Raw genomic sequence first — 25,319 nt, 5'->3', positions numbered from 1 at the left:
CGGGTTTGCCTGAGGTAACATGCCGCCACCCACTTGTTACGAGCATTGAAAATGGATTCTCACTCGATTCTGGCCTTCACCCTGGTCGCTGCGATTGCCATCGCCAGCCCGGGTCCCGCGACGTTGATGGCAATCAACAACAGCCTGGCGCATGGGCAGCGCAGTACCATCTGGTCTTCGCTGGGCAATGCCAGCGGTCTGTTCTGCCTGTCGGCAGCGGCGATGCTCGGGTTGGGCGCGCTGTTGGCCAGCTCGGAAATGCTGTTCAACGCAGTGAAGTTCATCGGCGCCGGTTACCTGTTCTATCTCGGGGTCAAGCAACTGCTCAAAAAGGGCCCGATGCTGGCGCAGGGCATTGATGGCGAGGCCGGCAAGGCTCGGCCGACCCGCGGCAAACTCTACAAATCGGCCTTCCTGACCGCCGTGACCAACCCCAAGGCCACGATGTTTTTCACCGCGTTGTTCCCACAGTTCATTGATCAGAACGCGGCACTGCTACCGCAATTTCTGATCCTGACCGCCATCTTCATGGCGTTGTCGGTGTCGTCGCTGAGTGTCTACGCCGCATTGGCCTCGCGGGCCAAAGGCGTGCTGACCCGACCGGCGCTGTCGCGTTGGGTCAGCCGGGTGGTGGGCACGACGTTCATTGGTTTTGGTGCGGTGATTCTGACCATGCGCCGCCAGACGGCGTAAGTGCGGACGGCGGTTCAGGCCCACTTGAAGCGCGCCGGGAATCGCGCCACGAAGCAGGTTCCCGCGTCGAGTGTCGAGCTGACCTGCAACGTCCCGTTGTGCGCCGTGGCAATCTGCGACGCGATATACAGCCCCAATCCGAGGCCTTCGCCGCGTTGCCCGGCTTCGGATCGCGAAAACGGTTCGAACAGCAGCGGCATCAGGGCGGCGGGAATCGGCACCCCCTGATTGGTCAGCGAGATCACGATCTCGTCGTTCTGCGCATAAGCCTTGAGGACGATCGGCGTGGCGGTCGAACCGTGCGTCACGGCATTGCCGAGCAGGTTCGACAGTAACTGACTGATGCGCAAGGCATCGCAATGAACACCTGCGGGCAGGTTCAGTGTCGACTCGAAGATGGCGAGGGGATGAGATGCCTGCACCTCGGCAAGGGTCTGTTGCAGGGTCTGCTGCAAGTCATCCACCAGGAAGCGCTGTACCGGAATCCCGCCACCGAGCCGGCCGCGGGCAAAATCGAGGATGTTCTCGATCAGCACGCCCATGCGCGTCGAGCTGTTGCGGATCGCCGCTATCAGATTCAGCGAACGTTTTTCTTCGGTCCTGGTTTCCAGCAAGTCGGCACTCATGCGAATCGCGCTCAGCGGCGTGCGCAGGTCATGCCCGAGCACCGCGATGAACTGTTCGCGCAGGCGCCCCAGTTCGTTGGCGTTGTTCAGCTCGACCTTGGTCGCCTCAAGTCGCTTTTGCGTGTCGAGGTTGATCGCAATCAACTGGGCGAAAAGGGTCAGCGTTTTGGCGATGGCCGGTTCGTCGAGGTTCGCCGGTACGGAGTCGATGGCACACAGCGTGCCGAAAAATTCACCGTTGGCTTTGACGATGGGAATGGAGATGTAGCTCTCCAGTCCATAGGTTTTCGGTGTGTGGTGCAGGGAAAAAACCGGATGCGTGCTGGCCTGGCCGAAGATCACCGGTTGCTGGTGCTGGCGGATTTCGTGACAAATGGTCGACTCCAGCACCAGTTCGCCACCGGGTTTGAGGCCGAAATTGATGGAGTCGTCCACCGCGCAGGCCACCCAGTTTTTGTCAGTGACGCGCGCCACGGCGGCGAAGCGCATCCCGGTCAGGTGCTTGACCATGCTCAGGATCATGGGCACCGCGTCGATGCTGCTGATGGCTTCAACGTCGGATGAGAAGGCAGAGTCGGTCATGGCACGGTGCTTTTAAAGGAGGTCGAAACAGAGACTATCGCTTATTGGCGGCCATGACCAATGGCCGCCAAGGCGAATGTGCGGCGGTTGCAAGACACGTTCGGATTCAGAACGTGTATCTGGCGATCAGCATGTAGCTGCGCGGATTGCCACAGTTGTTGATGGGAGCTCCCACTAGGTGTTGTAACCGATGGACGAGTCGTGTGGCTCAGTCGAGGTCGCTGGCTTGGTGCCGCTCCGGCACCTGCGACGCTTCATCGCCCCAGGTACGGTTGACCCGTTGCCCACGCATCACTGCCGGCCGCTTGGCGATGTCTTCCGCCCAGCGTTGCACATGGGTGTACTCATGCGCCGCAAGGAATTCCGCCGCCGAATAGACATTGTTCCGCACCAGTTGCCCGTACCACGGCCAGACGGCGATGTCGGCGATGGTGTAGCTGTCGCCGGCCAGATAAGGGCTTTCCGCCAAACGGCGGTCGAGTACATCCAGCTGACGCTTGGCTTCCATGGTGAAGCGGTTGATCGGGTACTCCATTTTCTCCGGCGCGTAGGCATAGAAATGCCCGAAACCGCCGCCCAGATAGGGCGCCGAGCCCATCTGCCAGAACAGCCAGTTGAGGGTTTCGGTGCGGCCTGCCGGGTCCTTGGGCAGGAAGGCGCCGAACTTTTCCGCCAGATACAGCAGGATCGAGCCGGACTCGAATACGCGGATCGGCGGTTCAACGCTGCGGTCGAGCAGCGCCGGGATTTTCGAATTCGGATTGATCTCGACAAAGCCGCTGGAAAATTGATCGCCTTCGCCGATGCGGATCAGCCACGCGTCGTATTCGGCCGCGCTGTGCCCCAGTGCCAGCAGCTCCTCCAACAGGATGGTCACCTTGACGCCGTTGGGCGTGGCCAGTGAATACAGCTGCAACGGATGTTTGCCGACGGGCAAGGTCTTGTCGTGGGTCGGCCCGGCAATCGGGCGGTTGATGCTGGCGAACTGGCCGCCGGACGGGGCTTCGTTTGTCCAGACTTGCGGCGGAACGTAGGGGGCTTTGCTCATGTGGGGGCCTCATCGTTGGCGGGCGGAAGTTATCGATAATAGACAGGTTTGATCAAGGTTTACGGCTGCTGTGGCCATTGATCCTTGATGTCAAACCACGGCGCCTTCGACGTCACCTCGACATGCTTCTGTTTTTCCGTGGTGAACGTCGTGTCCAGCGTCCCCAGCGCGACCGAGATCCAGTCGGCGAACTCACCCTGCTGGCGCGACCAGAACAGCGACGAGCCGCAGTGCAAACAGAACTGGCGCGAGACCGCTTCGGAAGATTGATAGGACTTGATCGCTTCGACGCCCCGTACCACTTGCAGATTCTCGCGCAACACGCTGCCATAACTGGCAAATGCCGCTCCGTGGCTTTTGCGGCACTGGCGGCAATGACAATGAGACAGCGCTTTGGGCCGCGAGCGGATCTGGTAATGGACCGCGCCGCACAGGCAACTGCCGCGAAAGGTCTGGGGGGAGGGCGTCAGCATGCGGGTTTTGGCTCCTTGTGAATCAGGGGAAGGTTTCAGCTGTCGGGTGACTGGGCCAGGAATTCACTGATCAACGAGATCACCTGTTGCTGGATCACCTCGCGGGGGCGATCGTTGCCATCGCCGCAGATAATGCCATCACCCGGCACGTCATCCTCAAGCAGCGCCACCGCGCCAGGTTTGCACACCGCCATAAAACTGAAATGGCTGGCGTCGCTGATTTCCACGTAACGCGAAGATTTTGCCGGCAGGCGTTTGGCAAGGTCGGCAGACTCCAGCTGAGCAGGCAGCTCTGGTGACGGCACGCCGGCAGCAATCACCAGTGTCGGTACCGCCAGCGCCGCCAGACTTGCATCGGTCATGCCCCGTGACAGCCCCAGATCCAGGGACACCACGGCAGTGACGCGTTTGTCGCGCAAGTCCGCCGCCAGCCGCGACTTTGAATCCTCGGTGCTGGCGGGGTTCATCTGTTGGTAAACGGTGCAACTGGCCAACTGCGGATGGACCTTGCAGTCTGCGGCAAAACGCTCGGGGTCGAACCGCGCTCCGGCGAGTTCCATGGCGGTCCAGCCGCCGAGAGAGTGTCCCACCACGGCAATTCGAGCCTGCGCGACCGCGCCAAACTTTTCCGGCTGCGCCGCGACGGCGTTGATGGCCCGGCTCAAATCGACCGGACGTTGCCACAACTGTGCCGCCGCTTGCGGGCTGCGGTCGCGGCTGGTTGTGCCGGGGTGATTGACCGCCGCCACGATGTAACCCTGATGGGCGAGTGCGCTGGCCAGCCAGGTCTGGTTGATCCAGTTGCCGCCGTAGCCGTGGGAGAGCACCACCAAGGGATGCTTGCCGCCGGCCGGTGGCGCATCGGGCACGGCCGGGGCGCCGACGAATACCGGGTTGTCGCCGAACAATCGGGTGGCCGCAGTAGTGGCCTCGGCGGGATACCAGACAACCATCTCCAGTGAACGCTGATGACGCGGGTCTGCCAGCGTGGCGGACTGAAAGCCGACAGGATGATCGTCAGCGAGTGCGTGGGGATCAGGCAGGTCAGCAGCAGGGCGCCGAGCGCTGTTTTCATGGTTGTTTTCGTCCTTGATACGTTTTATGGGCGAGCGGCACTTTGACTGAATTCGTGTCCTTGAGCGAGTTTCTTTAGCGGCCCTTCATCAGCGGCCAGTCGTGCAGGCTTTCCTGGTGCTGTGATGGCGCTTCCGGCGTCTTCGCGAACCTGTTCGCGAATGGCCTCGCCACCGATCTGGCAGCTTACCCTGGCCCCGAAAAATCCTGGGTGGCACTGCTCGCTCGGGTCTGATCACTGGCAAATCCATCGAAACTTCGCCGCCGACAACACTGTCCAGACCTTTACACCTTCCGGCCAATGTTCTGCCGGAACAGGCTTATGCACCGGAGAAAGGCGAGGATCGAGATGTCGATGACAGTGGGAGATTTTTCTGGTTGAGCGGCTCAGCCAATGGGGCGTCACGCGGATTTTTGGTTATCCGGGGGACGGCATCAACGGCGTGTTCGGCGCGCTTGCCCGGGCCAAGGGGAAAATCGAATTCGTGCAGGCGCGGCATGAAGAAATGGCCGCGTTCATGGCCTCGGCCCATGCCAAGTTCACGGGTGAGCTGGGTGTGTGCATCGCCACTTCCGGTCCGGGTGCCTCGCACCTGATCACCGGATTGTATGACGCGCGCATGGACCATATGCCCGTGCTGGCGATCGTCGGTCAGCAGGCGCGCACGGCGCTTGGCAGTCACTACCAACAGGAACTCGACCTGGTGTCGATGTTCAAGGACGTCGCCGGGGCATTTGTGCAGCAGGCATCGGCGCCTTCGCAAGTGCGGCATTTGCTCGACCGGGCGGTGCGCACGGCAGTGGGCGAACGCCGTGTGACGGCGATCATCCTGCCCAACGATTTGCAGCAACTCGAATACGAAGCACCGGCCCGCGCACACGGCACCGCGCATTCCGGTGTCGGCTACAGCAAGCCGAAAGTATTGCCTTACGAGGCTGACTTGCAGCGTGCCGCCGAGGTGTTGAACGCCGGGGACAAGGTCGCGATTCTGGTCGGCGCCGGCGCGTTGCAGGCGACCGATGAGGTCATCGCCGTGCCGAAAAACTCGGTGCCGGGGTTGCCAAGGCACTGCTGGGCAAAGCCGCGTTGCCGGACGATTTGCCTTGGGTCACCGGCAGCATCGGCCTGCTCGGTACCGAGCCGAGCTACAAAATGATGAGCGAGTGCGACACCTTGCTGATGATCGGTTCGGGTTTCCCGTACTCGGAATTTTTGCCCAAGGAAGGTCAGGCGCGCGGCGTGCAGATCGACTTGCAGCCCGACATGCTCAGCCTGCGCTACCCGATGGAGGTCAATCTGCTCGGGGATTCGGCGGAAACTCTGGCGGCGTTGTTGCCGCTGCTTGAACAGAAGACCTCAAATAAATGGCGCAAGAAGATCGAGGGCTGGCGCGGCAGTTGGGAGAAAACCCTGGAAAGACGCGCCATGGCCAAAGCCGATCCGATCAATCCGCAGCGGGTGGTGTATGAGCTGTCGCCGCGTTTGCCGGAGCAGGCGATCATCACCAGCGATTCCGGCTCCTGCGCCAACTGGTACGCCCGCGACCTGAAAATCCGTCGCGGCATGCAGTGCTCGCTGTCCGGCGGCCTGGCCTCGATGGGCGCCGCCGTGCCTTACGCCATCGCCGCGAAATTCGCCCACCCGCAGCGCGCGGTGATTGCGCTGGTGGGCGACGGTGCGATGCAGATGAACAACATGGCCGAACTGATCACCGTTGCCAAATACTGGCGGCAATGGGCGAGCCCGAAGTGGATCTGCGCGGTGTTCAACAACGAGGACCTCAATCAGGTGACGTGGGAGCAGCGGGTGATGGAGGGCGACCCCAAGTTCGAGGCGTCGCAAAGCATCCCGGACGTGCCGTATCACTTGTTCGCCATCTCCATTGGCCTCAAAGGGATTTTTGTCGATCGTGACGAAGATGTCGCCGCCGCCTGGGAGCAGGCGCTGGCCTCGGAGGTGCCGGTGCTGATCGAATTCAAGACCGACCCGAACGTGCCGCCGCTGCCGCCGCACATCAAGCTGGAACAGGCGAAAAAATTCGCCACGACCTTGCTCAAGGGCGATCCGGATGAGGCCGGCATCATCGTGCAAGCCGCCAAACAAGTCTTGAGTTCGGTGCTGCCGGGCAAAAAATAAGCGGATACACCCATAACGCTGTGGCGAGGGAGCGTGCTCCCTCGCCACAGGCCGGGCTCAACCGAAGGACGTTTCATTGATCCGCAACTCCGCACACAGCCCACCCTGTGGCCGGTTGTACAACTGCAAGGTGCTGCCGATCTTGCTGACGATCATCTGCACAATCGCCAGGCCCAACCCGGCGCCGTTGGCATGGCCGTGACTATAAAAGCGCTCGAACAGTCGCGCGTAGTCGAGTTCGTTGATGCCGGGGCCTGCGTCTTCGACGCTGATGTACACCGCGCCGGAGTCTTGCGGCTGCACCTGCACGCGCACCTCGCTGCCGGGCGGGGCGAAGTTCAGCGCGTTGGTAACCAGGTTCTGCAGGGCAATGGCCAGGGCCACAGGGTCGGTTTCGACCGGGCAGTGGTGGTCGCTGTCGAGGATCAGTTCTATATCCTTTTCCAGCGCCAGCGGCGCCAGTTCGGCAAGCTCCTCGCGCACCAGTGCGGTGAGTTCCACGGGGCTTTTTTCCGGATGCGCCAGACGCGGTTCGATCCGCGCCATGGTCAGCAACTGGCTGGCGATCCGTGTGGCGCGATCCACCGCGCTGACCAGAAATTCCAGCGCCTCCTCGCGTTGTTGCGAGGTGCCGGCGAGCTGCGCGTTTTGCGCATGGATGCGCAGGATCGCCAGTGGCGTGCGCAGTTCATGGGCGGCATCGGCGATAAAGCGTCGCTCCCGCGCCAGCAGATTGTCGATCTGTTGCAACAAGCGGTTGAGCGCGGTTTGCATCGGTTCGAGGTCGTGGGGCAGGGGGCTCAGGTTCAGCGGTTTGAGGGTTTCGGTGTCACGCCCGCGAATGGTTTGCGCCATGCTGCGCAAGGGTTGCAGTCCCCAGCCGATGGTCAGCCAGATCAACGCCGCCAGCGCCGGCACACCGATCACGCTCGGCCATAGTGTGTGGCCGACGATCCGCTCGATCAGGTCCTGACGAATGTCGTCGCGCTCGCCAACCCAGATCAACAACCCTTGCTGCGAGTCCTTGAGCAGGAACGCACACCAGTCGCGGCCGTTTTCCATCAGGTCGTGGGAACCGAGGGTGGTCGGCGGCGCATTCAGTTCCGGCGCTTCGGCCGAACGCATCAACAATTGCCCGTCACTGCGCCAGACCTGAAACGTCAGCCGCGTTTCGTACGGATGCGCCGCTTCGCCATCGCCGACCCGGCTCATCGCCTCATCGAAGGCCTGATACAGGCGCTTCCAGTCGTTGTCGCCCGGCGCGCGTTGCGCCAGTACGCCTTGCAGCAGGCGCGCACTCTGCGCCAGTTGGGCGTCGTAGACTTCTTCGATTTCATGGTGGCTGTCGCGCAACACCAGCCAACTGATCAGCACATCGCCGATCAGCACCAGAATCAGTACGGGGACCAGAATTCGCGCGCGGATCGAAATCATGACTTGAGCTCCACGACATAACCGACGCCGCGCACGGTGCGGATCAGACCGGTCGAAAGCTTTTTGCGCAGGTTGTGAATCAGCACTTCCAGGGTGTTGCTCTCGACATGGTCCTGCCAGCCATATAGCGCCCGGGACAAGCGCTCGCGGGTGACCACCTTGCCGGGACGCGCCATCAGTTGATGGAGCAGTTGATATTCCATCGGTGTCACCACCACCTCGAGACCCTGCCAGGTGACTTGCTGGCTGACCGGGTCAAGGCACACGCCGGCATGTTCCAGCACCGGTTGGGCGCGGCCCTGACTGCGGCGCAGCAACGCACGAATGCGCGCCTTCAATTCATCGACGTCGAACGGTTTGATCAGGTAGTCGTCGGCCCCGGCATCGAGGCCGGCGATGCGTTCGGCGGTGCCGTCGCGTGCGGTGAGAATCAGCACCGGCAGGTCCTGTTGTGCACCGCGCAGTTGTTGCAGCAGGGCCAGGCCATCAAGCCGTGGCAAGCCGAGGTCAAGCAACAGCAGGTCGAAGCTTTCACTGTGCAGGGCATGCAGGGCGCTGACCCCGTCCTGCAACCAGTCGAGGGTGTAGCCCTCGCTGCTCAAGGCAACACGAATGCCTTGTCCGAGGGCTTGATCGTCTTCAACCAGCAGCAGGCGCATGGGCGGTTCTCAGTGGGCAACAGGGGCGTTGATGGGCGGCATCATGCCGTTGCACAGGGCGCCGTGGCAGTCCGGCCGACGGGAAAGATGTAACCACTCGTTGCCAACTAAGCTTTCACTAAGGTTGCTTTTGCACAGTGAGGCCTTCCTCATCGAGCGAGAGTGTTTCCATGCGCAAACTTCTGCTGTTGTCCCTGATTGCCGCCAGCCCTTTGGCCGTCGCCGGCCCGCAATGCACCACCGCCGAGCGTTCGCAATGGCAAGACCAGAACGCCTTCCAGGCGCAACTCAAAGCCCAGGGTTACCAGATCAGCAAGTTCAAGGTCACTGATGGCAACTGCTACGAGATCTACGGTTTCGACAAGGACAAGCGCAAGGTCGAGATCTACCACGACCCGGTCAGCGGCAAAGCGGTCAAGACCGAGATCAAAGGCTGATGCCGAGCGCGTCCCTGCGCCTGTGGGATCCGCTGGTGCGGCTGTTTCACCTGTCCATCGCCAGCGTCTTCGTCGCCAATTACTTCTTCAATGAAGCGGGTGACGACTGGCATGTCTGGCTTGGCTATTACGCCATGGGCTGGCTGTTGCTACGGATCGTGTGGGGCTTCATCGGGCCGCGCAGTGCGCGTTGGGCGGACTTCTGGCCGACGCCGGCGCGCCTGTTGGCGCACGGGCGGTCGCTGATCGCCGGGCGGCCGGAACATCGCCTCGGGCATTCGCCGATCGGCGGGCTGGTGATGATTCTTATGATGCTGGCATTGTCGACCCTGGGCCTCAGCGGCTGGGCGATGGAAGAAGTCGATGCCCTGTGGGGCGCCGACTGGCCGTTGCAGGTCCACGAAACCGCTGCCGACGGCCTGCTGGTGCTGGTCTGCATCCATGTTGCGGCGGCGCTGTTTGAAAGCATTCTGGTGCGCGACAACTTGCCGTTGTCGATGCTTACCGGACGCCGTCGCCGATTGCCCGACAATGCTGCGCGCTGACAAGGATGTCTGCCAATTGTTAATCCTCTTGTCCTTGCCGCGAGTCCACTATGCGTGCGTTGTCCTTTCGCTTGACATTCATACTCGGCAGCCTGGCCGTGGGCCTGATTTTTCTGGCTGCGTGGCGCAGTCATCCGAGCCATGTGCTGGCACCGTTCGCGCTGGCGACACCGCCGGTTGACGCCGGGCTGCAAGCCCCCGAACCGATGTACAGCAGCCGTTTCGTGTCCTCGGAACTCGACGACTTCGTGCACTCGTCTTCGGTCACCGCGCTGCCCGGTGGTGACCTGATGGCGGTGTGGTTCGCCGGGTCGCGCGAAGGCGCTGCCGATGTGCAGATCCGCACTGCGCGATACGACGCCAAAACCGCGGAGTGGGGCGCCGAACACGTGCTGGCCACGCGTGAATCGACCCGCGACGGCACCCGGCGCTATATCCGCAAGCTCGGTAATCCGGTGATCGCGCTGGCACCGGACCAACGGCTGTGGATGTTTTACGTGTCGGTGTCCGTGGGTGGCTGGGCCACCAGCGCGATCAATGTGATGGTCTCCGATGACTTCGGGCGCAACTGGTCGACGCCACGTCAATTGGTGACCTCGCCGTTTTTCAACATCAGCACGCTGGTGCGCGCCGCGCCGGTATTCCATGCCGACGGTTCGATCGGCTTGCCGGTGTATCACGAGCTCATGGGCAAGTTCGCCGAGTACCTGTACCTGAGTACGGACGGCGCGGTGATCGACAAATTCCGCATCAGCCGTGGCAAGCATTCGTTGCAGCCGACCATTGTGCCGCTGGACGGACACCGCGCCGTGGCCATGTTGCGTTATGCCGGCGACACCCACCACCGCGTGCTCGCCAGCCGCACCGACGACGCCGGGCAGACCTGGAGCGAACCCTATCCGCTGGAACCGGCCAACCCCAACTCTTCGCTGGCGGCGGTGGGCACGGCGGACGACGGTTTGCTGGTGGCGCTCAATGACCTGCGGGACGGGCGTTTCAAGCTCAGCCTGTACGGCACCGATGCCAATCTCAATGACTGGCGCAGCGTCATCGAACTCGATCAGTCGCCCGATCCGCTCGGCCAGCCGTTCGCCCCCGAAGCCTACAAAGCGATCATCGGCGAAGGCTTTCGCGCCTCCAGCGGTGCGCGGCGCCTGCCGTTGGAGCAACGCTTTCTGAGCAATCTCGATTACCGCGTGTGCAAGCCGCAAGGCTGTGACTTCGAGTACGAGTATCCGTACTTCAGCCGTGGCTCGGACGGCCTCTATCACCTGGTGTACTCGTGGAATAACACCTTTATCAAACATGTCAGCTTCAACGATGCCTGGCTGGCGGAGCGCCTGTGATGCTGTTTCTGTGGCAAGCCCATTTGAGTTTTATCCTGCTCGGTTTTGTGCTGCTGAGCACATTGGCGTTGACCCGACGCTGGCGCCCGTGGCTGTTGCCGGTGTTGGCGGCGCTCGGGTTTATCCCGGTCAATGATCTGCCGCTGGCGGCGTATGTGCGCAGTTACACCGATGACCTGGCAATCACCACGCTGGTGTTGCTCGCTTGGGTCAGCCTGCAGCGCCTGGGCGTGGTTCAGCCGTTGCCGACAGTCAGGCGTGTGCAAGTGCTGGTGCTGTTTGCCGGGTTGGCGGCGGTGCTTTACCCGGCAACTCTGGGGCTGACCTATGTCGACCCTTATCGCTGGGGTTTCAATCCACGGCCAATGATTGTGCTGATCGGTCTGACGGCGCTGGCGCTGTTGTGGCTGCGCAACACCCTTGGCGTGGCGATGCTGGCACTCGGCACGCTGGCTTTCGCCCTGCGGCTCAAGGCCTCGGAAAACTATTGGGATTACCTGATCGATCCGCTGCTGGCGGGTTATTGCCTGGTGGCCGGCGCCGCGCTGTGCGTGCGGGAAGTCTGGCGTCTGCTGCGCCCGCTACCCGCCGTACCGACATCTTCAATCTGAATCAGGACACTGAGGTCAATGATGGGCTGGATGCAATCGCGGCGTCTGCGCTATGGCGTGGGTGCGGCAGGTTTGGTGTTTTTACTGCTGGCTTTGCTGCGGCTGGTGTTTGTGCTGGGATTCTCCGGAATCGACATCAGCGAGTTTGTCGACAACCCCCAACTGCGGGAAACCCTTGGCATTGGCTTGCGCTTCGACCTGCGTCTGGCCGTGCTGCTGATGTTGCCGCTGGCGCTGCTGGCCTGGCTGCCGCGCTGGAACCTGGCGCGCGTTGCGTTACTGCGCCGCGTGGCAAGGGGCTATTGGCTGTTGGTGCTGGGCGTTGTCGGGCTGGTGTACATCATCGACTTTGGCCATTACGCCTACCTCGGGGTGCGGATCAACGCCACGGTCTTGCGCTACCTGGAGGACGCGCAGATCTCGCAGCAAATGGTCTGGGAAACCTACCCGGTGCTGTGGATTGCCCTGGGCTGGCTGGCGGTGTCGGGGCTGTGGTTCTACGGATTGCTGCGCCTGGAGCGGGCGACGCTGGCGCAGGAACCTCGGACGATCCGCCGCACTTCGCTGGTCTTGGGCGGTGGGGTGGGGCTGGTCGTGGTGTTGCTGGCGCTGCTTGGCCGCGTCGAAAACCTCAACCTGGAAAACCCGGTGCCGTTGCGCTGGAGCGATGCGTTTTTCTCCGGCAATGGCCAGATTGCGGCGCTGGGCCTGAACCCGGTGCTGTTTCTGTATGACACGCTCAAGGCCGGGCAGGCGCAGTTCGATGAAGCGCAAGTGCGTGCGCATTACCCGGCGGTGGCGCGTTATCTGGGCGTGGATCGGCCGGATGTGCAGACGTTGAACTTTGATCGCCAGCAAGCCGTGCAGCCATATCGCGTTGCCGGGACGCCGAACGTGATGTTCGTCATGCTCGAATCCCTGGGCACCAGCGCGGTGGGCGCCTATGGCAACCCGCTGAATCCGACGCCGAATCTCGATCGGCTGGCGAGCCAAAGCTGGTTTTTCCGGCACTTTTACGTGCCGGTCACCGGCACGGCAAAAACCGTCTGGGCCAGCATTACCGGGGTGCCGGACGTCACCCGCCAGGTCACTGCAACGCGGCACCCGTTGATCACCCGCCAGCACACCCTGATCAACGCGTTCACCGACTATCAGAAGCTGTACATGATTGGCGGCAATGCCGGGTGGGCCAATATCAATGCGCTGATCCAGCAGAGCATCGAGGGTGTGAAGCTTTATCAGGAGCGTGACTGGCGGTCGCCGCTGGTGGACGTGTGGGGGATTTCCGATCTGGATCTGTTCAAGGAAAGCGACCGCATCCTGCGTGAACTGCCCAAGGACCGGCCGTTTTTCGCCTACGTGCAAACCTCAGGCAATCATCGGCCGTTCACCATTCCCAAGGACAATGACGGCTTTCAGATCAGCCAGCTCTCACTGGAACAGGTGCAGGCCGCCGGCTCGCGCAGTGTCGAGCAATACAACGCCGTGCGCCTGCTGGACTTCAATATCGGCAAGTTGATGGAACTGGCCAAGGCCGGCGGCTATTACGACAACACGATTTTTGTGTTCTTCGGCGACCACAACACCCGCATCAGCCAGATCCCGCACATGCCGCCGGCGTTCGAACTGCTGGGGCTGGAGAGCAACCATGTGCCGATGCTGATTCACGCGCCGGGGCTGCTCAAACCCAGGGTTGTCGATGAAGCCGTGGGGCTGACGGATCTGTTGCCGACGGTCGCGGGAATGGCCGGCATCCGGTTCAGCAACGGTGCGATGGGCCGCGATATTCAGCAAGCGGCGCCAGAAGGCGAGCGCGTGGTGCCGCTGGTACTGCGCGAAGGCACGTTCCCGTTGATTGGCGGCGTGACCCGGCATCACCTGCTGCAAATGCAACACGATGGCAACGCACCGACCCTGCATGACCTGCGCTCGCCAACGCCGCTGGACAATGTCGCCGAGCAGCACCCGCAGGAATTTCAGCGGCTGGTGGAATTGACGCGTGGGCTGCACGAAAGTGCGCGGTTGATGTTGTACCGCAATGCGCGCTGAGCCTGGAACTGGCGCGGGGTAAAGTCGCGGACTAGAGTCGCTTCTCTCCGGTCCCGTCGAGCATCCGCCAATGAACAAGACAGAGGGCAGCCAATATCAGTACCGGTGAGACCTACAGGAACGCGGTGAAGATGACCTTCGCCAAAGGTGCGTCACTGGACGAGCCGGCGCGGTTGTTCAATGCCAGCCTGGCGAAGAAACCCTCACCCGTCCCCTGGGGGAGAGGGCCGGGGTGAGGGGGTAAATCCAACTGCACCCACAAATCCCAACCCTTAAACCAATGTACTCGGCGGCGCGCCCAACAACCCCGTCAACGTATTCATGATCGCCTGCTGCCTTGCGCGGTCCGCCAGATACACCGCCTGCGCCGCCGCCACATCCGCCTGGCAATGCGGGCACGTTACCTCTTGCGGATAAATGTATTGCAGGCAACTGCGGCACAGGCTGAGTTGCACCGGTATCCGTCCTTCCTCCGGCGATTGCCGGCCCTGATTGATCCACGCCAGTTTGATCACCTGACCGCTGTCGCTGACGCTGCTGACCTTTTCCCCGGTGTCGATGCGCTCGGTGATCAGGTCGAAACGGCCGACGGCAAACGACTGCTGTGCGGCGTCCTCGACCTTGACGATGCGTTCGCGCAATCCGCGTTTTTCCAGCTCCAGCGTGCGGTAGTGGCAGTAGGGATTGTTGCCGGGTTTGCCCAACAGCGAGTGCGACGTCCAGGTGCAGCCGCCGCGACAGACGTCGTTGTAATAACAACTGCGGCAATAACCCCACATGTCATCGACCGAACGCAGACGCCCGAAGTGCATGCCTTCGCTGTAATGCCAGATGTCATGCAGGCTCATATTGCGCACGTTGCCACCGGAGAAGCCGACCGTGGCCAGCGACGGACAGCCTTTCACTGTGCCGTCCGCCTCCAGCGCCAGCACCGTTTGCCCGGCTGCGCAACCACTCCAGTGCACGCGCTCGTCACCGAAACCGCGCCAGATATGTTCATAGGGGCCGTAGTAGCCGATGTTGTTGCCGACGTTCATCAACAGGCCGCGATCCACGCCTTCGCGATACAGCCGCGCGAGCAATGGCATCACCTCCAGTAGCTGATACGGCTGCAGCAGCAGTTCCGGATGGTCGACGGCATTGCCCATTGCGACGGTGATCTGGATCTGCCAATGGGTCGCGCCGAGTTCGATGATGGTGTCCATCAGTTCGGGCAAATCGGGCAGGGTGGCCGCGCCGATCTGGGTGTTGACGCTCACGGCCAGACCCAGGGCTTTGGCCCGGCGCAGGGTGTCCACCGCTTTGTCGAACGAGCCCGGCACATTGCGCACGGCATCGTGCAACGGCGCGAGACCATCGAGGGAAATGCCCACGCCATTGAGGCCGGCGTCGACCGCCGCCTGCATTTTCGCCGGGGTGAGATTGCGCCCGCCGGTCTGAATCGCGCAGTACATGCCGTGGTCGTGAATTGCCCGGATCAACTGCGTCCAGTCCTTGCGCAGATAGGCTTCGCCGCCGATCAGGGTGATCTCGCGGGTGCCCAGTTCGGCCAGTGCGTCGATCACCTCCAGGCATTCGCGGGTATTGAGTTCGTCAGGTCGGCGATGCCCCGCGCGGGAGCCGCAGTGCAGGCATTTGAGGTCGCAGGCCAGGGTGATTTCCCAGACCACGTGCACTGGCACGTAGCGCTTGAGATCGGTGTCGCTGAGGTAGCGGGCAGGGCGGGCGTCTGACATGGGAAATCCTTACGCACGTACTTGTGCGCGGCACGAATGGATTGACCTTGGTTGTCACAAATCCCGGACGGAATCATCGCTGATCCCGCCCGGGCCTGACAGTTAGCGCGCTTCCAGGCGCGCGATTTCCGCGTTCAGTTGCTCGAGTGCACCACGCAAGACGTCCTCGTGGGCCAGTTGCTGCTCGGCTTGCCGGACCACGGACTTGAGTTGCGCCAGATCACCACTGGCCTGTGCCTGCTGCACCGCCACGGCATACAACGGCAGGTACGGATGCGGTACCGGTTGCGGCTCGACCGTCGGCGCCTGGTGCACGGCGACATGTTTCATCTCGTGCCACTGGCCCTGTTCTTCATAGCGATAATCGACAAAACCGCCGGCCCAGTCGCCGGCCAGAATGCCTTTGAGGTGGAAGGTCTGGGCGATCTGGCTGAGCGGGCCGCTCGGGCTGCCGTCGAGGGTGAGGATGATGTGGTTTTCGACTTTCGACGTCAGCTTGGCCTCGGAATAACTGCCCCAGACCCGCGCACGAAAATTGACGGTGGGCCAGGTGGCCTGAAAGACACTGGCAATCCCGCTGACTTTTTTGTGCACGGTATCGACCAACAGATCGAGGGTCAGAACCGGGGCGCCAAGCATTGAATTGCTGACATTGAGACGGGTGTGAAAAAGTCCGATCGACATGGTGCTACTCCCTTAAATGAATGGCGGATTCAATGAACGGTTTCAGCGACTTTGCAGACGGCTGACTTCGCTCTTCGCCTTTTCCAGCGCGCTTTGCAGTTGCGGTTGTTGATCGAGTTGCTGTTGGGCCAACTTCGCCAGGTTTTTCATCTGGGCCAGATCACCGCTGGCGATGGCGCTCTGAATCGGTGCGGCGTACAGCGGCATGATCGGCGGGTACGGGAGAATCACCGGGCCGGGTTCGAGTGGCGGGTAGAACGAGTCGACCAGATGCACAGGCGCGTTGCTCACCTCATGCCAGCGCTGGCCATCGAAGTATGCATAATTGGCCACGCCGTCCTTCCAGTCGGTGCCGACCACCAAATGCAGTTTGAACGTGACGATCGAGTTGGACCCAGGGCCGCCGTGATTGCCTTGCGCGGTAATCAGGATTTTGCTGACACCGGGCGCCATCACGGTCATGTAGGTGTATTCGCCCCAGACGTCCGCGTGGACGTCGAGCGGTGGGCTAATGGCTTGAGTGATCGCCGCCGTGCCGCTGACTTCTCGTTGTGGCGTGGAAACCAGCAGATTTAGCGAAAGCGTTTGCGCACCGGGCGCGTTTGTACCAATGCGATAGCACACCGGGAACAGGCCGACATGTTGCTGAGTGGAACCGGACATGGTGATTGCCTCCATTGCAATGTGGGAAATGGCCTTAACGTTTTTCCAGACGGGAAATTTCCCGGGCCAGTTTTTCGTACGCGTCCTTCAGGTCTTGCGCTTCAGGCTTTGTCGAGTCGCGCTGTTTCAACAAAGTCTTCATGTGGTGCACATCGCCGCCATCAATCGAACTCTGGATGGCGACGCCATACGGCGGGATGACGTGGGAGGATTGGGACATTTCGCGGGTTTCCTCGCAGGTGTGGCTCTACAGCCCCTTTGGGCAAAGGGGCGCCTTTCCTGACAGCCAGGCAGCAGCGTGCAACTCGGCAAACCCGGCAGGGTCTACCTGGCGTGGCACCGCCTGATCCGTCCGGATCTGTTTAACGCTTGAGGCAGTTCGCGCATGGGCGACGCGGCAGCGTCGATGCAGGCGCCAGCGGCGTCAGCCGAACCCGTCGGGTTTCGCGGGTGGCGCGATTGAATGGGTTTGCCATAACGACAAACAGAAGAAATTCGCCTGTACGTTGGTCATCATTCTTTCCTTGATAGAAAACAACGAAACACAGGGATCAGTTGGGCGCTCGAAAGCGTTGACAAGCGACTGCAATCCTAAAAAACCATCCCTGTTTCTTTACCGGCAATGTCACGGACACCTGTCCGTTTTGTTGGCTGGCATATCGCCAGCCACGCAACCCTAGATCCGATTTCGACGGCCTGCCAGAAAAAGCGCCGAACGGTCATTGGCGCTCTCGGAAGGGACAATGCAGGGGGCGAAATCGTGCGCAGACTCCTTGGTCTATCACTTTGATTTAAAAGAAAGTGATGGCAGTGTTTAGCGATGTTTAAGAGGGCGTGGATCTGTTTGAAATAAAAACTTCAAGCTTAAAAGCCAATTGCAAAACCTCGACGAAAGCAATCGCAAACCGCCAACGCCGACTCTTTGCGATCGCCTTCGTAAAAGACTAATTACCGTCGGCCACTTTGCGTTCGATTTCATCAATTTTGTTTTGCAGCGTCTCGGCGTCCTGCTCTTTCACGCGGGTGGACGAGGGGGTGATGATTTCATCCACGGCCTCAGTGTCATCATCGTGATCTTCAAGATCACGCTCGACTACGTGCACCGGTTTGCCGGACGTATCGGTGGGCGTGGCGTTCGGGGTTTTGCTGTCATCGCTATTCATGGTGCAGACCTCCAGTGGTGTAAACATTGGAGGTGACGTTGCGGTGGGCGTTCGATATTTTTGCGTTGCACTGGAATGAGCGGTGCGCAGAAACTTTGCGCCACAACGATGGCTCGAATCGACTCGATCAACGACTGTCCGGATACCTGACGCCATGTTCCCGAAAAACCTCTTTGCAGCTTTGCTCGGTGTGTCTGTTCTGATAATCGGCGGGGCCGGCCACGCCGCCAGTTTCGACTGCGAGCGCGCCAGTGCAGCCGACGAAAAAGCGATCTGCGCCAATCGCGCGCTTAACGATATGGACGTCAGCATGGCGCTGCTCTACAAGCTCGACCGACGCTTTCTGCCCATGGGCGGGCGTGACGCGTTGATCGGGCAGCAGCACGCCTGGCTGAAAAAACGCAGCCAATGCGCGGCTGATGTGAAGTGCCTGACGGATATCTACCAGCAGCGCATTCAGGTTCTACAGCAGATCATTGATACCCGTGTGGTCACTCAGGGGCCGTTCTAGCACCTTGGTGTCGTCTGAGTGTGCTGCGATGAAACAAGAAAACCGCCGTCCCGGTTGAACGGGGCGGCGGTTTTTTTGATGCATTAAGACTTGTGCTGGCTGTGAGGCCGTCATCGCGGGCAAGCCTGCTCCCACAGGAGGCGGTGTTGCTCACAAACCTGTATTTACACGCAGAACCAGTGGGAGCGGGCTTGCCCGCGAAGGCGTCAGGGGCCACAACGCCTTGCTCGGTGCTGGTCACAGATCCTTGCTATTGAGGCAATTGCAGATTATCCAGCGCGCGGTTCACCGCCAGCTCGCTCAGCATGATCAGTTGCGCAATCCCCAACAGCGTCCGGCGCTGCGCTGCCGGCAACAGGGCGGCGGCGTCATGGGCGATGGTTCTGGCTGAAGCGAGTGTGTCGCTGGCATCGACCAGCAGTTCTTCGTTTTTGAAGTCGGCGGTGACGGCGTACATCCCGCGGCTTCTGCGTGGCAGTGGGGTGGAGCCGGGCGGGCAGAGGTAGTGATCGAGGGCGCGGTCGGCGGCTTCGTGGAGTTTTTTTGAGTCGAGGGATTCGTAGGGGGAGGTGGCGTCGGTTTCGGGCGGGTTTGGCGTTGGTTTGATCATGGTAAAGCTCCTTGAGAAATGGAGCCGTCAACCTTCGCTGCTAAACAAAGAGGTGGCGGCTTGTACGCGGGTTAGCAGACCAGGCTCAAGGATCCCGGCGCACCGAAGTGCCCCACGCAAAGCCGCCATAACATCATGGCGAGACTCGCGAGCCTTGAAAATTGCCGGGCTGCTAAACCCGATCACTGAACAATCAGCGACCGACCCACAATAGAACCCGCACCCAAGACCCACAAGCCGGCCGATTCTGGCGTAGCTGTAGGCAATGGCGCAAGGATGTGTAGCCTGTAAGACGTGTCTGAAGGTGTTTTTTAAACGCAGTGGTTTAAATGCAAAAAATCGCCGCCGAAGGCTGCGATCTTTTGATTTGTCTGCCAGCGACAGAATCAATTCCCCTCCACGCCCTTAGCGGGTGGGAGGGGAATTATGTTTCTCCATCATCCGGTTGTGATGTTTGTTTTGGCGATTTCGTTGATACGGTATGTGGTCAAATTGAATATCCCAAAGCGTAGGCGCCAGGATATGTTACGGAGGGTGATTCCCATGTATGTGTTGTTGAGACAATGAAGGACGTTCTGAAATCGTTGTGTCCTATTACAGAGTCAGGATGCGGATCGTTGGGGGTAGGTGATAACTGGCAAGGGAAAAAAGCTTCCAGTTCTCTGGTCACGATCAAAACATTGAGTGGATAGTAATCATTGTTGTCCCGCCACGTTATGGCGCCAAGGGTGTCGTCGAATTTGATAGTCGACCGATGTATCCGCCTGACCCGACTAACCGTCACCTGAATCTCCACCACATCCCCACTCGCATCCGCAACGGTAATGGTCGTCGTGCCATTCCCCGTCCCGGAAATCCGCCCGTTGGTTGGGTTGGCAACGGCAATCTCCTCATTGGCGGACGTGTAGGTATAGGGCGGGGTGCCTTGCTGCGGAAATCGGTCTGCGTAGGTGCCGACTGGCGGCGTCGGATTGGCGACCAGAAGCTTCTGCAGTTCTTCCCCTACCGCGATCCAGTTGCGGGCGCTGAGCACCACCGGTGTTTTGTCAATAATCAGCTCGGGCAACGCGGAGACTTTCAGGCTGCGCACGGTCGATGTCTGGCCTGAACCGTACAAGGCCTTGGCGGTGAAGGGGTGCTCTGCGACGGTCAGTCCGCTGATCCTGTGGCTCCAGATTCCGCTCAGCGGGTCGGCGCTGGCTTCGCCCTTGTCGGCGGCGCCGTCGAAGATTTGCACCTTCTGACCCGGGGTTGCGCTGCCGGTGAGGATCACGGTGGTGTCACGTGTCGTGCCTCCCTGCGGGATCTCCACGCCTTGGCTGTCTTCGGCCCGGGTGATCACTGGTTGCACGTCGGCGCCTGCCTTGACGGTATAAGAGCGCACCGGAAACCCCACCGCCGTCGCCGCGTTCGCCACCCCGTCAAAATTAACCTTGAGCGTCACCTTCAAGTCACGGCCATCTTTCAAGCCTTTCAGCCAGGCCAGCGGCACCGCCCGGCTCAAGCCTGATGCACCCACGCCCACTTCACCGCGAAGGTCGTCGAACGTCACGGTCTGGTCCTGATTGTCCTTGCCTTCGTACTGCAACCACAGCCGTTCACCTTCGACGTGCGGCCATGCCGCAACGGTGAGCTGGGCGGTGGGCTGTAACAGCGCCACGTCGAGTTCATTGCCGGTCTTGCCATCAATGACCGGCGTCGGCAAACGTGCATCGCCCTCGGTAATTTTCGACACGCTCAGGTTCAGCTCAGGCGATTGGGCAACCTCCGCGTTATTGCTATTCAGGTGCCAGCGAAACACCAGGGGCTTGCCTTGTCGTGCGATCAGAAAAGCCTGGCTCAACAAGGTGTTGGTGCGTTTATTGGCGTTGAACGACACCAATGGAAACCCTGGTGCACCTGCGGGTGGGTTAACTTCCACCAGCTGCGCTTTATCGCCTGGCAGGTGTTCTAAATACTCGACCTGAATGGTCACGCCCTGCGGATACGCCAGCGCGTCGATCGGGCTCACTGCCTTCAGCAGCACCGGCGGCAACAACTCGATAGCCTCTGAGCCGGTAACTTCGGCCACGGCATTTTTCGAAGTGGCGAAGACGTTGCCATTTTTCAGCAATTCGTACTTCGCCCGCACCACGCTGCCGGCGATTACTTTGGCGTTGGGCACCATCAGTTTGTAGGTGAACGGGATCCGCACGACGTCCTGTTCCACACTGTGCAGGGTAACGGTGCCGTTCGACGCGGTGGCGCTGTAGCTCACGCGGATTTTATCGTTGGGTTGCCACAACGGAGCAAAGGTCTGGACCAATACGGTCAGGTCCTTGCCGGCGAGTTTGTCCAGATCGATGGTGCTCGGATCGTCGGTCGGATCGTCCGGATCCTCGGCCAGATCGGGGGCGGCCAAGCGGGTTTCCCGAAGATGCACATCGACCTCCACCGTGCCGGAGTAGGGCGAATCGGTGTCCGGCCCGTTGCCGAGCTGGTCGGTGACGGTGTAGGAAAAGATGAACTTCGGGTTGTCCCCGGCGCTCAGGAACACCGCTTCCTCGACCATCAAGCAGACCCTGGTCGGCTCGGCCGAGGGAATGGGCGGGGCCTCGGCGGCGGTCACGGTGTGCGTGACATCCTGGCCGTTGCAGTTCAATCGGATCTGGTCGTAGGCGCGGCAGTAAGGGTAGGTGAAACATACTTGCACGCCCTGTTTGGCGCGGTCGGCGTCGATGCCGTCGTCGAGCACGTCCTGGGGCAGGATCAGTTGCAGTTCGGAATGGGCGCTATCGCCGGGCGAGCGGTCCTCGATGCCGGGGCGGATGGTGTTGTACAGCAGGGTCAGCTCCGGCGTGGAGGTGCCTTTGTTCTCGCTGATGCGGGTGATGGTGTAAACGAGGGTATTGACGCGATCGGTCAGCAGCAGGCCCTTGGGCAGGTACAGGGTGTGACGGGAATTTTCTTCGCCAGCCAGGACGGTTTTTGTGGCTTCGGTATCGGCGCCGTTGAGCCGCAGCCGAATGACATCGCCTTCTTGCAGCGTGCCAGATTGCGGCGGATCGACGACGATGGTCAGGCCCATGGGCTTGAGGTCGTAGACATGCTTGGGCACACCATAGACAGCACCGACCACCGGGGTGGTGGCTTCTGGAGCGTGGGGAGGGAATAGCGCCAATATGGTGTTGTCGCTGGATTTGGCTGTGGCCATGTTTACGGCTCCTGGACGGTGGGCGGGCAGGAGTTATCAGAGCGCTTTGCGGGGTACAGCGCACCTGTCAGATCTGACAGGTGGGTTGGGGTTTGCGACGAGTGGTCAGGGTGCGGCTAACTGTTAGCGGACAGGTTCGAATCGGGTAAGTCCTAAAAGCAAAAGATCGCAGCCTTCGGCAGCTCCTGATTTTTGCAGGAGTCGCCGAAGGCTGCGATCTTTTGTACTAAAAAACGGGAAAATGTGGTTTGGCCCCGTTTAGTTGTTAGGTTTAATCAGCCATACAAACATAACGCTGGTCGCCCATATCCATCCGTATTGGTACCCCATGGGACGCTACCCGAATTTCCGAAGGTTCCCGTAAGATTGAAATAGTAATGTGAGCCGCCGCCGCCATCTGCAAGCCACGCACCGAAAAGTGCGCTGGGATGATTTTGAATCAAGGGCCATCCCAGCAGGGCCGCCACGTCAGCTCGTTCTTTGGCGTAGAGATCATAAAACGCTCTCATTTCAGCGAGAGTGGCAAGGCGCCCACCTCTTGAAATGCAGTAACTGTGGGCGTTCGGCCATGACCGCCAAGTCGAGTCGTTTCTCAATATGGTTCTGATCCCCCCAACCGTCACCAGGTAAGAAGCTTGTGTACCGTTGGCGTCAGTGATGCTGATTCTTGTGGTGCCATTGGTTCTGCAAGTTACCGTTCCTGTTAGCTCGGTCACACTGGCTACAACAGGGTTTGACGAGATGTATTTGTAGGGACCTATACCACCTGATGCCGCTTGCGTGAAGATTGCCTCTGCCGGCGCGTACAGCGGTGGCCGTCCCTCGGCTACGATGAAGGTCATCAGGTTTAGCGTTTTGTCAGCACCGGGATCAAGGACGGGGAATGGCGGCTCTACTGTCAGTGTTCTGGCCGGCGACGATGCGCCAGAGCCGTACAGCGCTTTGGCAGTAAAACTGTGACTGCCCAAGTCCAGATCTGTAACAGTCAGCCTCCATTCTCCATCTGTCGGACTTGCGAAGGGTTCACCTTTAGATTCGTCACCATCCACTACATCAACTTGTTGGCCCCTTGCGGCTATACCGATGAGAATCACTGAAGTTTCTACTGTGTCGCCGTTGTCCGGGATTTCGATGTTGCTCGGTAAGCCTTTGATTGAGTCTATTGTCGGTTTCACATCCTCCACGGTGCTGACGGTGTAAATGCGCCGAGGAAACCCAACCGCCGTCGCCGCATTCGGCACCCCATCAAAATTAACCTTGAGCGTCACCTTCAACTCACTGCCATCTTTCAAGTCTTTCAACCAGTCCAGCGGCACCGTCCGGCTCAAGCCTGATGCACCCACGCCCACTTCACCGCGAAGGTCGTCGAAGGTCACGGTCTTGTCCTGATTGTCCTTGCCCTCGTATTGCAACCACAGCCGCTCACCCTCGACGTGCGGCCAGGTCGCAACGGTGAGCTGGGCGGTGGGCTGTAACAGCGCCACGTCGAGTTCATTGCCGGTCTTGCCATCCACCACCGGCGTCGGCAAACGCGTATCGCCCTCGTTAATCTTCGACACGCTCAGGTTCAAATCAGGCGACTTGCCTTTCTGTGCATTATCGCGATTCAGGTTCCACCGCAACCGAATTTCCTTGCCATGCCTGGCTGCCAGGAACGCCGGACTTAATACAGTGTTTGTGCGTTTATTATTGTTGAACGGCACCAGTGGAAACTGCGGTGCGCCTGCCGGTGGGTTGACCTCCACCAGCCGCGCTTTGTCGCCTGGCAGAGCGCCCAGATATTCGACCCGGATGGTCACGCCCTGCGGATACGCCAGAACGTCGATCGGGCTCACCGCCGGTTTCAGCAGCACCGGCGGCAACAACTCGATAGCCTCTGAGCCGGTAACTTCGGCCACGGCATTTTTCGAAGTGGCGAAGACGTTGCCATTTTTCAGCAATTCGTACTTCGCCCGCACCACGCTGCCGGCGATTACTTTGGCGTTGGGCACCATCAGTTTGTAGGTGAACGGGATGCGCACGACGTCCTGTTCCACACTGTGCAGGGTAACGGTGCCGTTCGCCGCGGTGGCGCTGTAGCTCACGCGGATTTTATCGTTGGGTTGCCACAACGGAGCAAAGGTGTGGACCAATACGGTCAGATCCTTGCCGGAGAGTTTGTCCAGATCAATAGTGCTCGGATCGTCGTTCGGGTCATCCGGATCCTCGGCCAGATCGGGGGCGACCAGGCGGGTTTCCTTCAGGTTCACATCGACCTCCACCGCGCCGGAATAGGGCGAATCGGTGTCCGGCCCGTTGCCGAGCTGGTCGGTGACGGTGTAGGAAAAGATGAACTTCGGGTTGTCCCCGGCGCTCAGGAACACTGCTTCGTCGACCATGACGCAGATCGTTGTCGGCTCGGCCGAGGGAATGGGCTGGGCCTCGGCGGCGGTCACGGTGTGCGTGACATCCTGACCGTTGCAGTTCAATCGGATCTGGTCGTAGGCGCGGCAGTAAGGGTAGGCGAAACATACTTGCACGCCCTGTTTGGCGCGGTCGGCGTCGATGCCGTCGTCGAGCACGTCCTGGGGCAGGATCAGTTGCAGTTCGGAATGGGCGCTATCGCCGGGCGAGCGATCCTCGATGCCGGGGCGGATGGTGTTGTACAGCAGGGTCAGCTCCGGCGTGGAGGTGCCTTTGTTCTCGCTGATGCGGGTGATGGTGTAAACGAGGGTATTGACGCGATCGGTCAGCAGCAGGCCCTTGGGCAGGTACAGGGTGTGACGGGAATTTTCTTCGCCAGCCAGGACGGTTTTTGTGGCTTCGGTATCGGCGCCGTTGAGCCGCAGCCGAATGACATCGCCTTCTTGCAGCGTGCCAGATTGCGGAGGGTCGACGACGATGGTCAGGCCCATGGGCTTGAGGTCGTAGACATGCTTGGGCACACCATAGACAGCACCGACCACCGGGGTAGTGGCTTCTGGAGCGTGGGGAGGGAATAGCGCCAATATGGTGTTGTCGCTGGATTTGGCTGTGGCCATGTTTACGGCTCCTGGACGGTGGGCG

The 25,319-nt window shown here is 60.5% G+C and carries 20 protein-coding genes and 3 pseudogenes; 9 read left to right on the top strand and 14 right to left on the bottom strand.

Going from position 1 to position 25,319, the window contains the following annotated elements; genetic code table 11:
- Positions 1–51: 51 nt before the first annotated feature.
- The gene (locus tag ACXX9E_RS21205) at positions 52–693 is read left to right on the top strand and encodes a LysE family translocator (protein ID WP_123464262.1); all 642 of its coding nucleotides are present in this window, start codon (positions 52–54) and stop codon (positions 691–693) included.
- A 14-nt stretch (positions 694–707) separates the two neighbouring features.
- Here the strand turns inward: ACXX9E_RS21205 and ACXX9E_RS21200 are convergent, their stop codons facing one another.
- The 4 genes and pseudogenes from ACXX9E_RS21200 to ACXX9E_RS21185 form a co-directional block, all read right to left on the bottom strand.
- On the bottom strand, positions 708–1,901 hold the full coding sequence (locus tag ACXX9E_RS21200) for a GAF domain-containing sensor histidine kinase (protein WP_458556120.1): 1,194 nt from the start codon (positions 1,899–1,901) through the stop codon (positions 708–710).
- 208 nt (positions 1,902–2,109) lie between these two features.
- The gene (gene yghU / locus ACXX9E_RS21195; RefSeq protein ID WP_186748267.1) at positions 2,110–2,949 is read right to left on the bottom strand and encodes a glutathione-dependent disulfide-bond oxidoreductase; all 840 of its coding nucleotides are present in this window, start codon (positions 2,947–2,949) and stop codon (positions 2,110–2,112) included.
- A gap of 59 nt (positions 2,950–3,008) precedes the next feature.
- Complete coding sequence (locus ACXX9E_RS21190; RefSeq protein ID WP_267800906.1) at positions 3,009–3,422, bottom strand: GFA family protein; 414 nt, start codon at positions 3,420–3,422, stop codon at positions 3,009–3,011.
- A 35-nt stretch (positions 3,423–3,457) separates the two neighbouring features.
- Positions 3,458–4,497, bottom strand: a pseudogene (locus tag ACXX9E_RS21185) (alpha/beta hydrolase family protein).
- Positions 4,498–4,845: 348 nt separating this feature from the next.
- Between ACXX9E_RS21185 and ACXX9E_RS21180 the strand changes: the two are divergent.
- Positions 4,846–6,633 (top strand): annotated as a pseudogene (locus ACXX9E_RS21180) (thiamine pyrophosphate-requiring protein).
- A gap of 57 nt (positions 6,634–6,690) precedes the next feature.
- Here the strand turns inward: ACXX9E_RS21180 and ACXX9E_RS21175 are convergent.
- Positions 6,691–8,067, bottom strand: coding sequence for an ATP-binding protein (locus tag ACXX9E_RS21175; RefSeq protein ID WP_422495669.1), 1,377 nt, complete (start codon positions 8,065–8,067; stop codon positions 6,691–6,693).
- A complete protein-coding gene (locus ACXX9E_RS21170; RefSeq protein ID WP_123464275.1) occupies positions 8,064–8,726 on the bottom strand; it encodes a response regulator in 663 nt (220 codons plus the stop codon). Before ACXX9E_RS21170 ends, ACXX9E_RS21175 begins: the two co-directional genes overlap by 4 nt.
- A 170-nt stretch (positions 8,727–8,896) precedes the next feature.
- On the opposite strand from ACXX9E_RS21170, the gene ACXX9E_RS21165 reads away from it, so the two are divergent.
- From ACXX9E_RS21165 to ACXX9E_RS21140, 6 genes and pseudogenes are all read left to right on the top strand, one after another.
- Positions 8,897–9,163: a PepSY domain-containing protein gene (locus tag ACXX9E_RS21165; protein WP_123464277.1), complete on the top strand. Its 267-nt coding sequence runs from the start codon at positions 8,897–8,899 to the stop codon at positions 9,161–9,163.
- Positions 9,163–9,708 carry a cytochrome b/b6 domain-containing protein gene (locus ACXX9E_RS21160; RefSeq protein WP_458556119.1) on the top strand — a complete coding sequence of 182 codons (546 nt, stop codon included), beginning with the start codon at positions 9,163–9,165 and terminating at the stop codon, positions 9,706–9,708. The genes ACXX9E_RS21165 and ACXX9E_RS21160 overlap by 1 nt, the downstream gene beginning before the upstream one ends.
- A gap of 50 nt (positions 9,709–9,758) precedes the next feature.
- Entirely contained in the window at positions 9,759–11,054 is a 1,296-nt protein-coding gene (locus ACXX9E_RS21155) for a sialidase family protein (protein WP_458556118.1), read from the top strand.
- Positions 11,054–11,665, top strand: coding sequence for a hypothetical protein (locus ACXX9E_RS21150; protein ID WP_422495668.1), 612 nt, complete (start codon positions 11,054–11,056; stop codon positions 11,663–11,665). The genes ACXX9E_RS21155 and ACXX9E_RS21150 overlap by 1 nt, the downstream gene beginning before the upstream one ends.
- 21 nt (positions 11,666–11,686) lie before the next feature.
- Positions 11,687–13,714, top strand: a complete 2,028-nt coding sequence (locus ACXX9E_RS21145; RefSeq protein ID WP_458556608.1) for an LTA synthase family protein — start codon at positions 11,687–11,689, stop codon at positions 13,712–13,714.
- An 86-nt stretch (positions 13,715–13,800) separates the two neighbouring features.
- Positions 13,801–13,905 (top strand): annotated as a pseudogene (locus ACXX9E_RS21140) (DUF1801 domain-containing protein); the annotation flags it as partial.
- A gap of 81 nt (positions 13,906–13,986) precedes the next feature.
- Here the strand turns inward: ACXX9E_RS21140 and ACXX9E_RS21135 are convergent.
- The 5 genes from ACXX9E_RS21135 to ACXX9E_RS21115 form a co-directional block, all read right to left on the bottom strand.
- Positions 13,987–15,450 carry a GDL motif peptide-associated radical SAM/SPASM maturase gene (locus ACXX9E_RS21135; RefSeq protein WP_123464286.1) on the bottom strand — a complete coding sequence of 488 codons (1,464 nt, stop codon included), beginning with the start codon at positions 15,448–15,450 and terminating at the stop codon, positions 13,987–13,989.
- A 102-nt stretch (positions 15,451–15,552) separates the two neighbouring features.
- Complete coding sequence (locus tag ACXX9E_RS21130; RefSeq protein WP_458556117.1) at positions 15,553–16,134, bottom strand: DUF1842 domain-containing protein; 582 nt, start codon at positions 16,132–16,134, stop codon at positions 15,553–15,555.
- A gap of 42 nt (positions 16,135–16,176) precedes the next feature.
- Positions 16,177–16,797, bottom strand: a complete 621-nt coding sequence (locus ACXX9E_RS21125; protein WP_458556116.1) for a DUF1842 domain-containing protein — start codon at positions 16,795–16,797, stop codon at positions 16,177–16,179.
- 34 nt (positions 16,798–16,831) lie between these two features.
- Entirely contained in the window at positions 16,832–17,017 is a 186-nt protein-coding gene (locus tag ACXX9E_RS21120) for a DUF1843 domain-containing protein (protein WP_128615464.1), read from the bottom strand.
- Positions 17,018–17,741: 724 nt separating this feature from the next.
- On the bottom strand, positions 17,742–17,960 hold the full coding sequence (locus tag ACXX9E_RS21115) for a hypothetical protein (protein WP_123464294.1): 219 nt from the start codon (positions 17,958–17,960) through the stop codon (positions 17,742–17,744).
- A gap of 190 nt (positions 17,961–18,150) precedes the next feature.
- Between ACXX9E_RS21115 and ACXX9E_RS21110 the strand changes: the two genes are divergently transcribed.
- Positions 18,151–18,471, top strand: coding sequence for a lysozyme inhibitor LprI family protein (locus ACXX9E_RS21110; RefSeq protein WP_458556115.1), 321 nt, complete (start codon positions 18,151–18,153; stop codon positions 18,469–18,471).
- A gap of 250 nt (positions 18,472–18,721) precedes the next feature.
- On the opposite strand, the gene ACXX9E_RS21105 is transcribed toward ACXX9E_RS21110, so the two are convergent.
- From ACXX9E_RS21105 to ACXX9E_RS21095, 3 genes are all read right to left on the bottom strand, one after another.
- Positions 18,722–19,081, bottom strand: a complete 360-nt coding sequence (locus tag ACXX9E_RS21105; protein WP_322373985.1) for a DUF6124 family protein — start codon at positions 19,079–19,081, stop codon at positions 18,722–18,724.
- Between the two features lie 487 nt (positions 19,082–19,568).
- Entirely contained in the window at positions 19,569–22,274 is a 2,706-nt protein-coding gene (locus ACXX9E_RS21100; RefSeq protein WP_458556114.1) for an immunoglobulin-like domain-containing protein, read from the bottom strand.
- Positions 22,275–22,549: 275 nt separating this feature from the next.
- Entirely contained in the window at positions 22,550–25,294 is a 2,745-nt protein-coding gene (locus ACXX9E_RS21095; protein ID WP_458556113.1) for an immunoglobulin-like domain-containing protein, read from the bottom strand.
- Positions 25,295–25,319: the final 25 nt, after the last annotated feature.

This window comes from Pseudomonas sp. GNP014, from assembly GCF_054344005.1.
Note: the sequence above shows the minus strand (reverse complement) of the source record. Positions and strands in the feature narration are given on the sequence as shown.

Excerpts from the sequence above, each read along its gene's own strand:
- ACXX9E_RS21165 (WP_123464277.1), top strand. The coding sequence starts at position 8,897 with ATGCGCAAACTTCTGCTGTTGTCCCTGATTGCCGCCAGCCCTTTGGCC.
- yghU (WP_186748267.1), bottom strand. The coding sequence starts at position 2,949 with ATGAGCAAAGCCCCCTACGTTCCGCCGCAAGTCTGGACAAACGAAGCC.
- ACXX9E_RS21160 (WP_458556119.1), top strand. The coding sequence starts at position 9,163 with ATGCCGAGCGCGTCCCTGCGCCTGTGGGATCCGCTGGTGCGGCTGTTT.
- ACXX9E_RS21105 (WP_322373985.1), bottom strand. The coding sequence starts at position 19,081 with ATGATCAAACCAACGCCAAACCCGCCCGAAACCGACGCCACCTCCCCC.
- ACXX9E_RS21120 (WP_128615464.1), bottom strand. The coding sequence starts at position 17,017 with ATGTCCCAATCCTCCCACGTCATCCCGCCGTATGGCGTCGCCATCCAG.
- ACXX9E_RS21095 (WP_458556113.1), bottom strand. The coding sequence starts at position 25,294 with ATGGCCACAGCCAAATCCAGCGACAACACCATATTGGCGCTATTCCCT.
- ACXX9E_RS21145 (WP_458556608.1), top strand. The coding sequence starts at position 11,687 with ATGGGCTGGATGCAATCGCGGCGTCTGCGCTATGGCGTGGGTGCGGCA.
- ACXX9E_RS21200 (WP_458556120.1), bottom strand. The coding sequence starts at position 1,901 with ATGACCGACTCTGCCTTCTCATCCGACGTTGAAGCCATCAGCAGCATC.
- ACXX9E_RS21100 (WP_458556114.1), bottom strand. The coding sequence starts at position 22,274 with ATGGCCACAGCCAAATCCAGCGACAACACCATATTGGCGCTATTCCCT.
- ACXX9E_RS21190 (WP_267800906.1), bottom strand. The coding sequence starts at position 3,422 with ATGCTGACGCCCTCCCCCCAGACCTTTCGCGGCAGTTGCCTGTGCGGC.
- ACXX9E_RS21150 (WP_422495668.1), top strand. The coding sequence starts at position 11,054 with ATGCTGTTTCTGTGGCAAGCCCATTTGAGTTTTATCCTGCTCGGTTTT.
- ACXX9E_RS21125 (WP_458556116.1), bottom strand. The coding sequence starts at position 16,797 with ATGTCCGGTTCCACTCAGCAACATGTCGGCCTGTTCCCGGTGTGCTAT.
- ACXX9E_RS21130 (WP_458556117.1), bottom strand. The coding sequence starts at position 16,134 with ATGTCGATCGGACTTTTTCACACCCGTCTCAATGTCAGCAATTCAATG.
- ACXX9E_RS21170 (WP_123464275.1), bottom strand. The coding sequence starts at position 8,726 with ATGCGCCTGCTGCTGGTTGAAGACGATCAAGCCCTCGGACAAGGCATT.
- ACXX9E_RS21205 (WP_123464262.1), top strand. The coding sequence starts at position 52 with ATGGATTCTCACTCGATTCTGGCCTTCACCCTGGTCGCTGCGATTGCC.
- ACXX9E_RS21155 (WP_458556118.1), top strand. The coding sequence starts at position 9,759 with ATGCGTGCGTTGTCCTTTCGCTTGACATTCATACTCGGCAGCCTGGCC.
- ACXX9E_RS21115 (WP_123464294.1), bottom strand. The coding sequence starts at position 17,960 with ATGAATAGCGATGACAGCAAAACCCCGAACGCCACGCCCACCGATACG.
- ACXX9E_RS21135 (WP_123464286.1), bottom strand. The coding sequence starts at position 15,450 with ATGTCAGACGCCCGCCCTGCCCGCTACCTCAGCGACACCGATCTCAAG.
- ACXX9E_RS21175 (WP_422495669.1), bottom strand. The coding sequence starts at position 8,067 with ATGATTTCGATCCGCGCGCGAATTCTGGTCCCCGTACTGATTCTGGTG.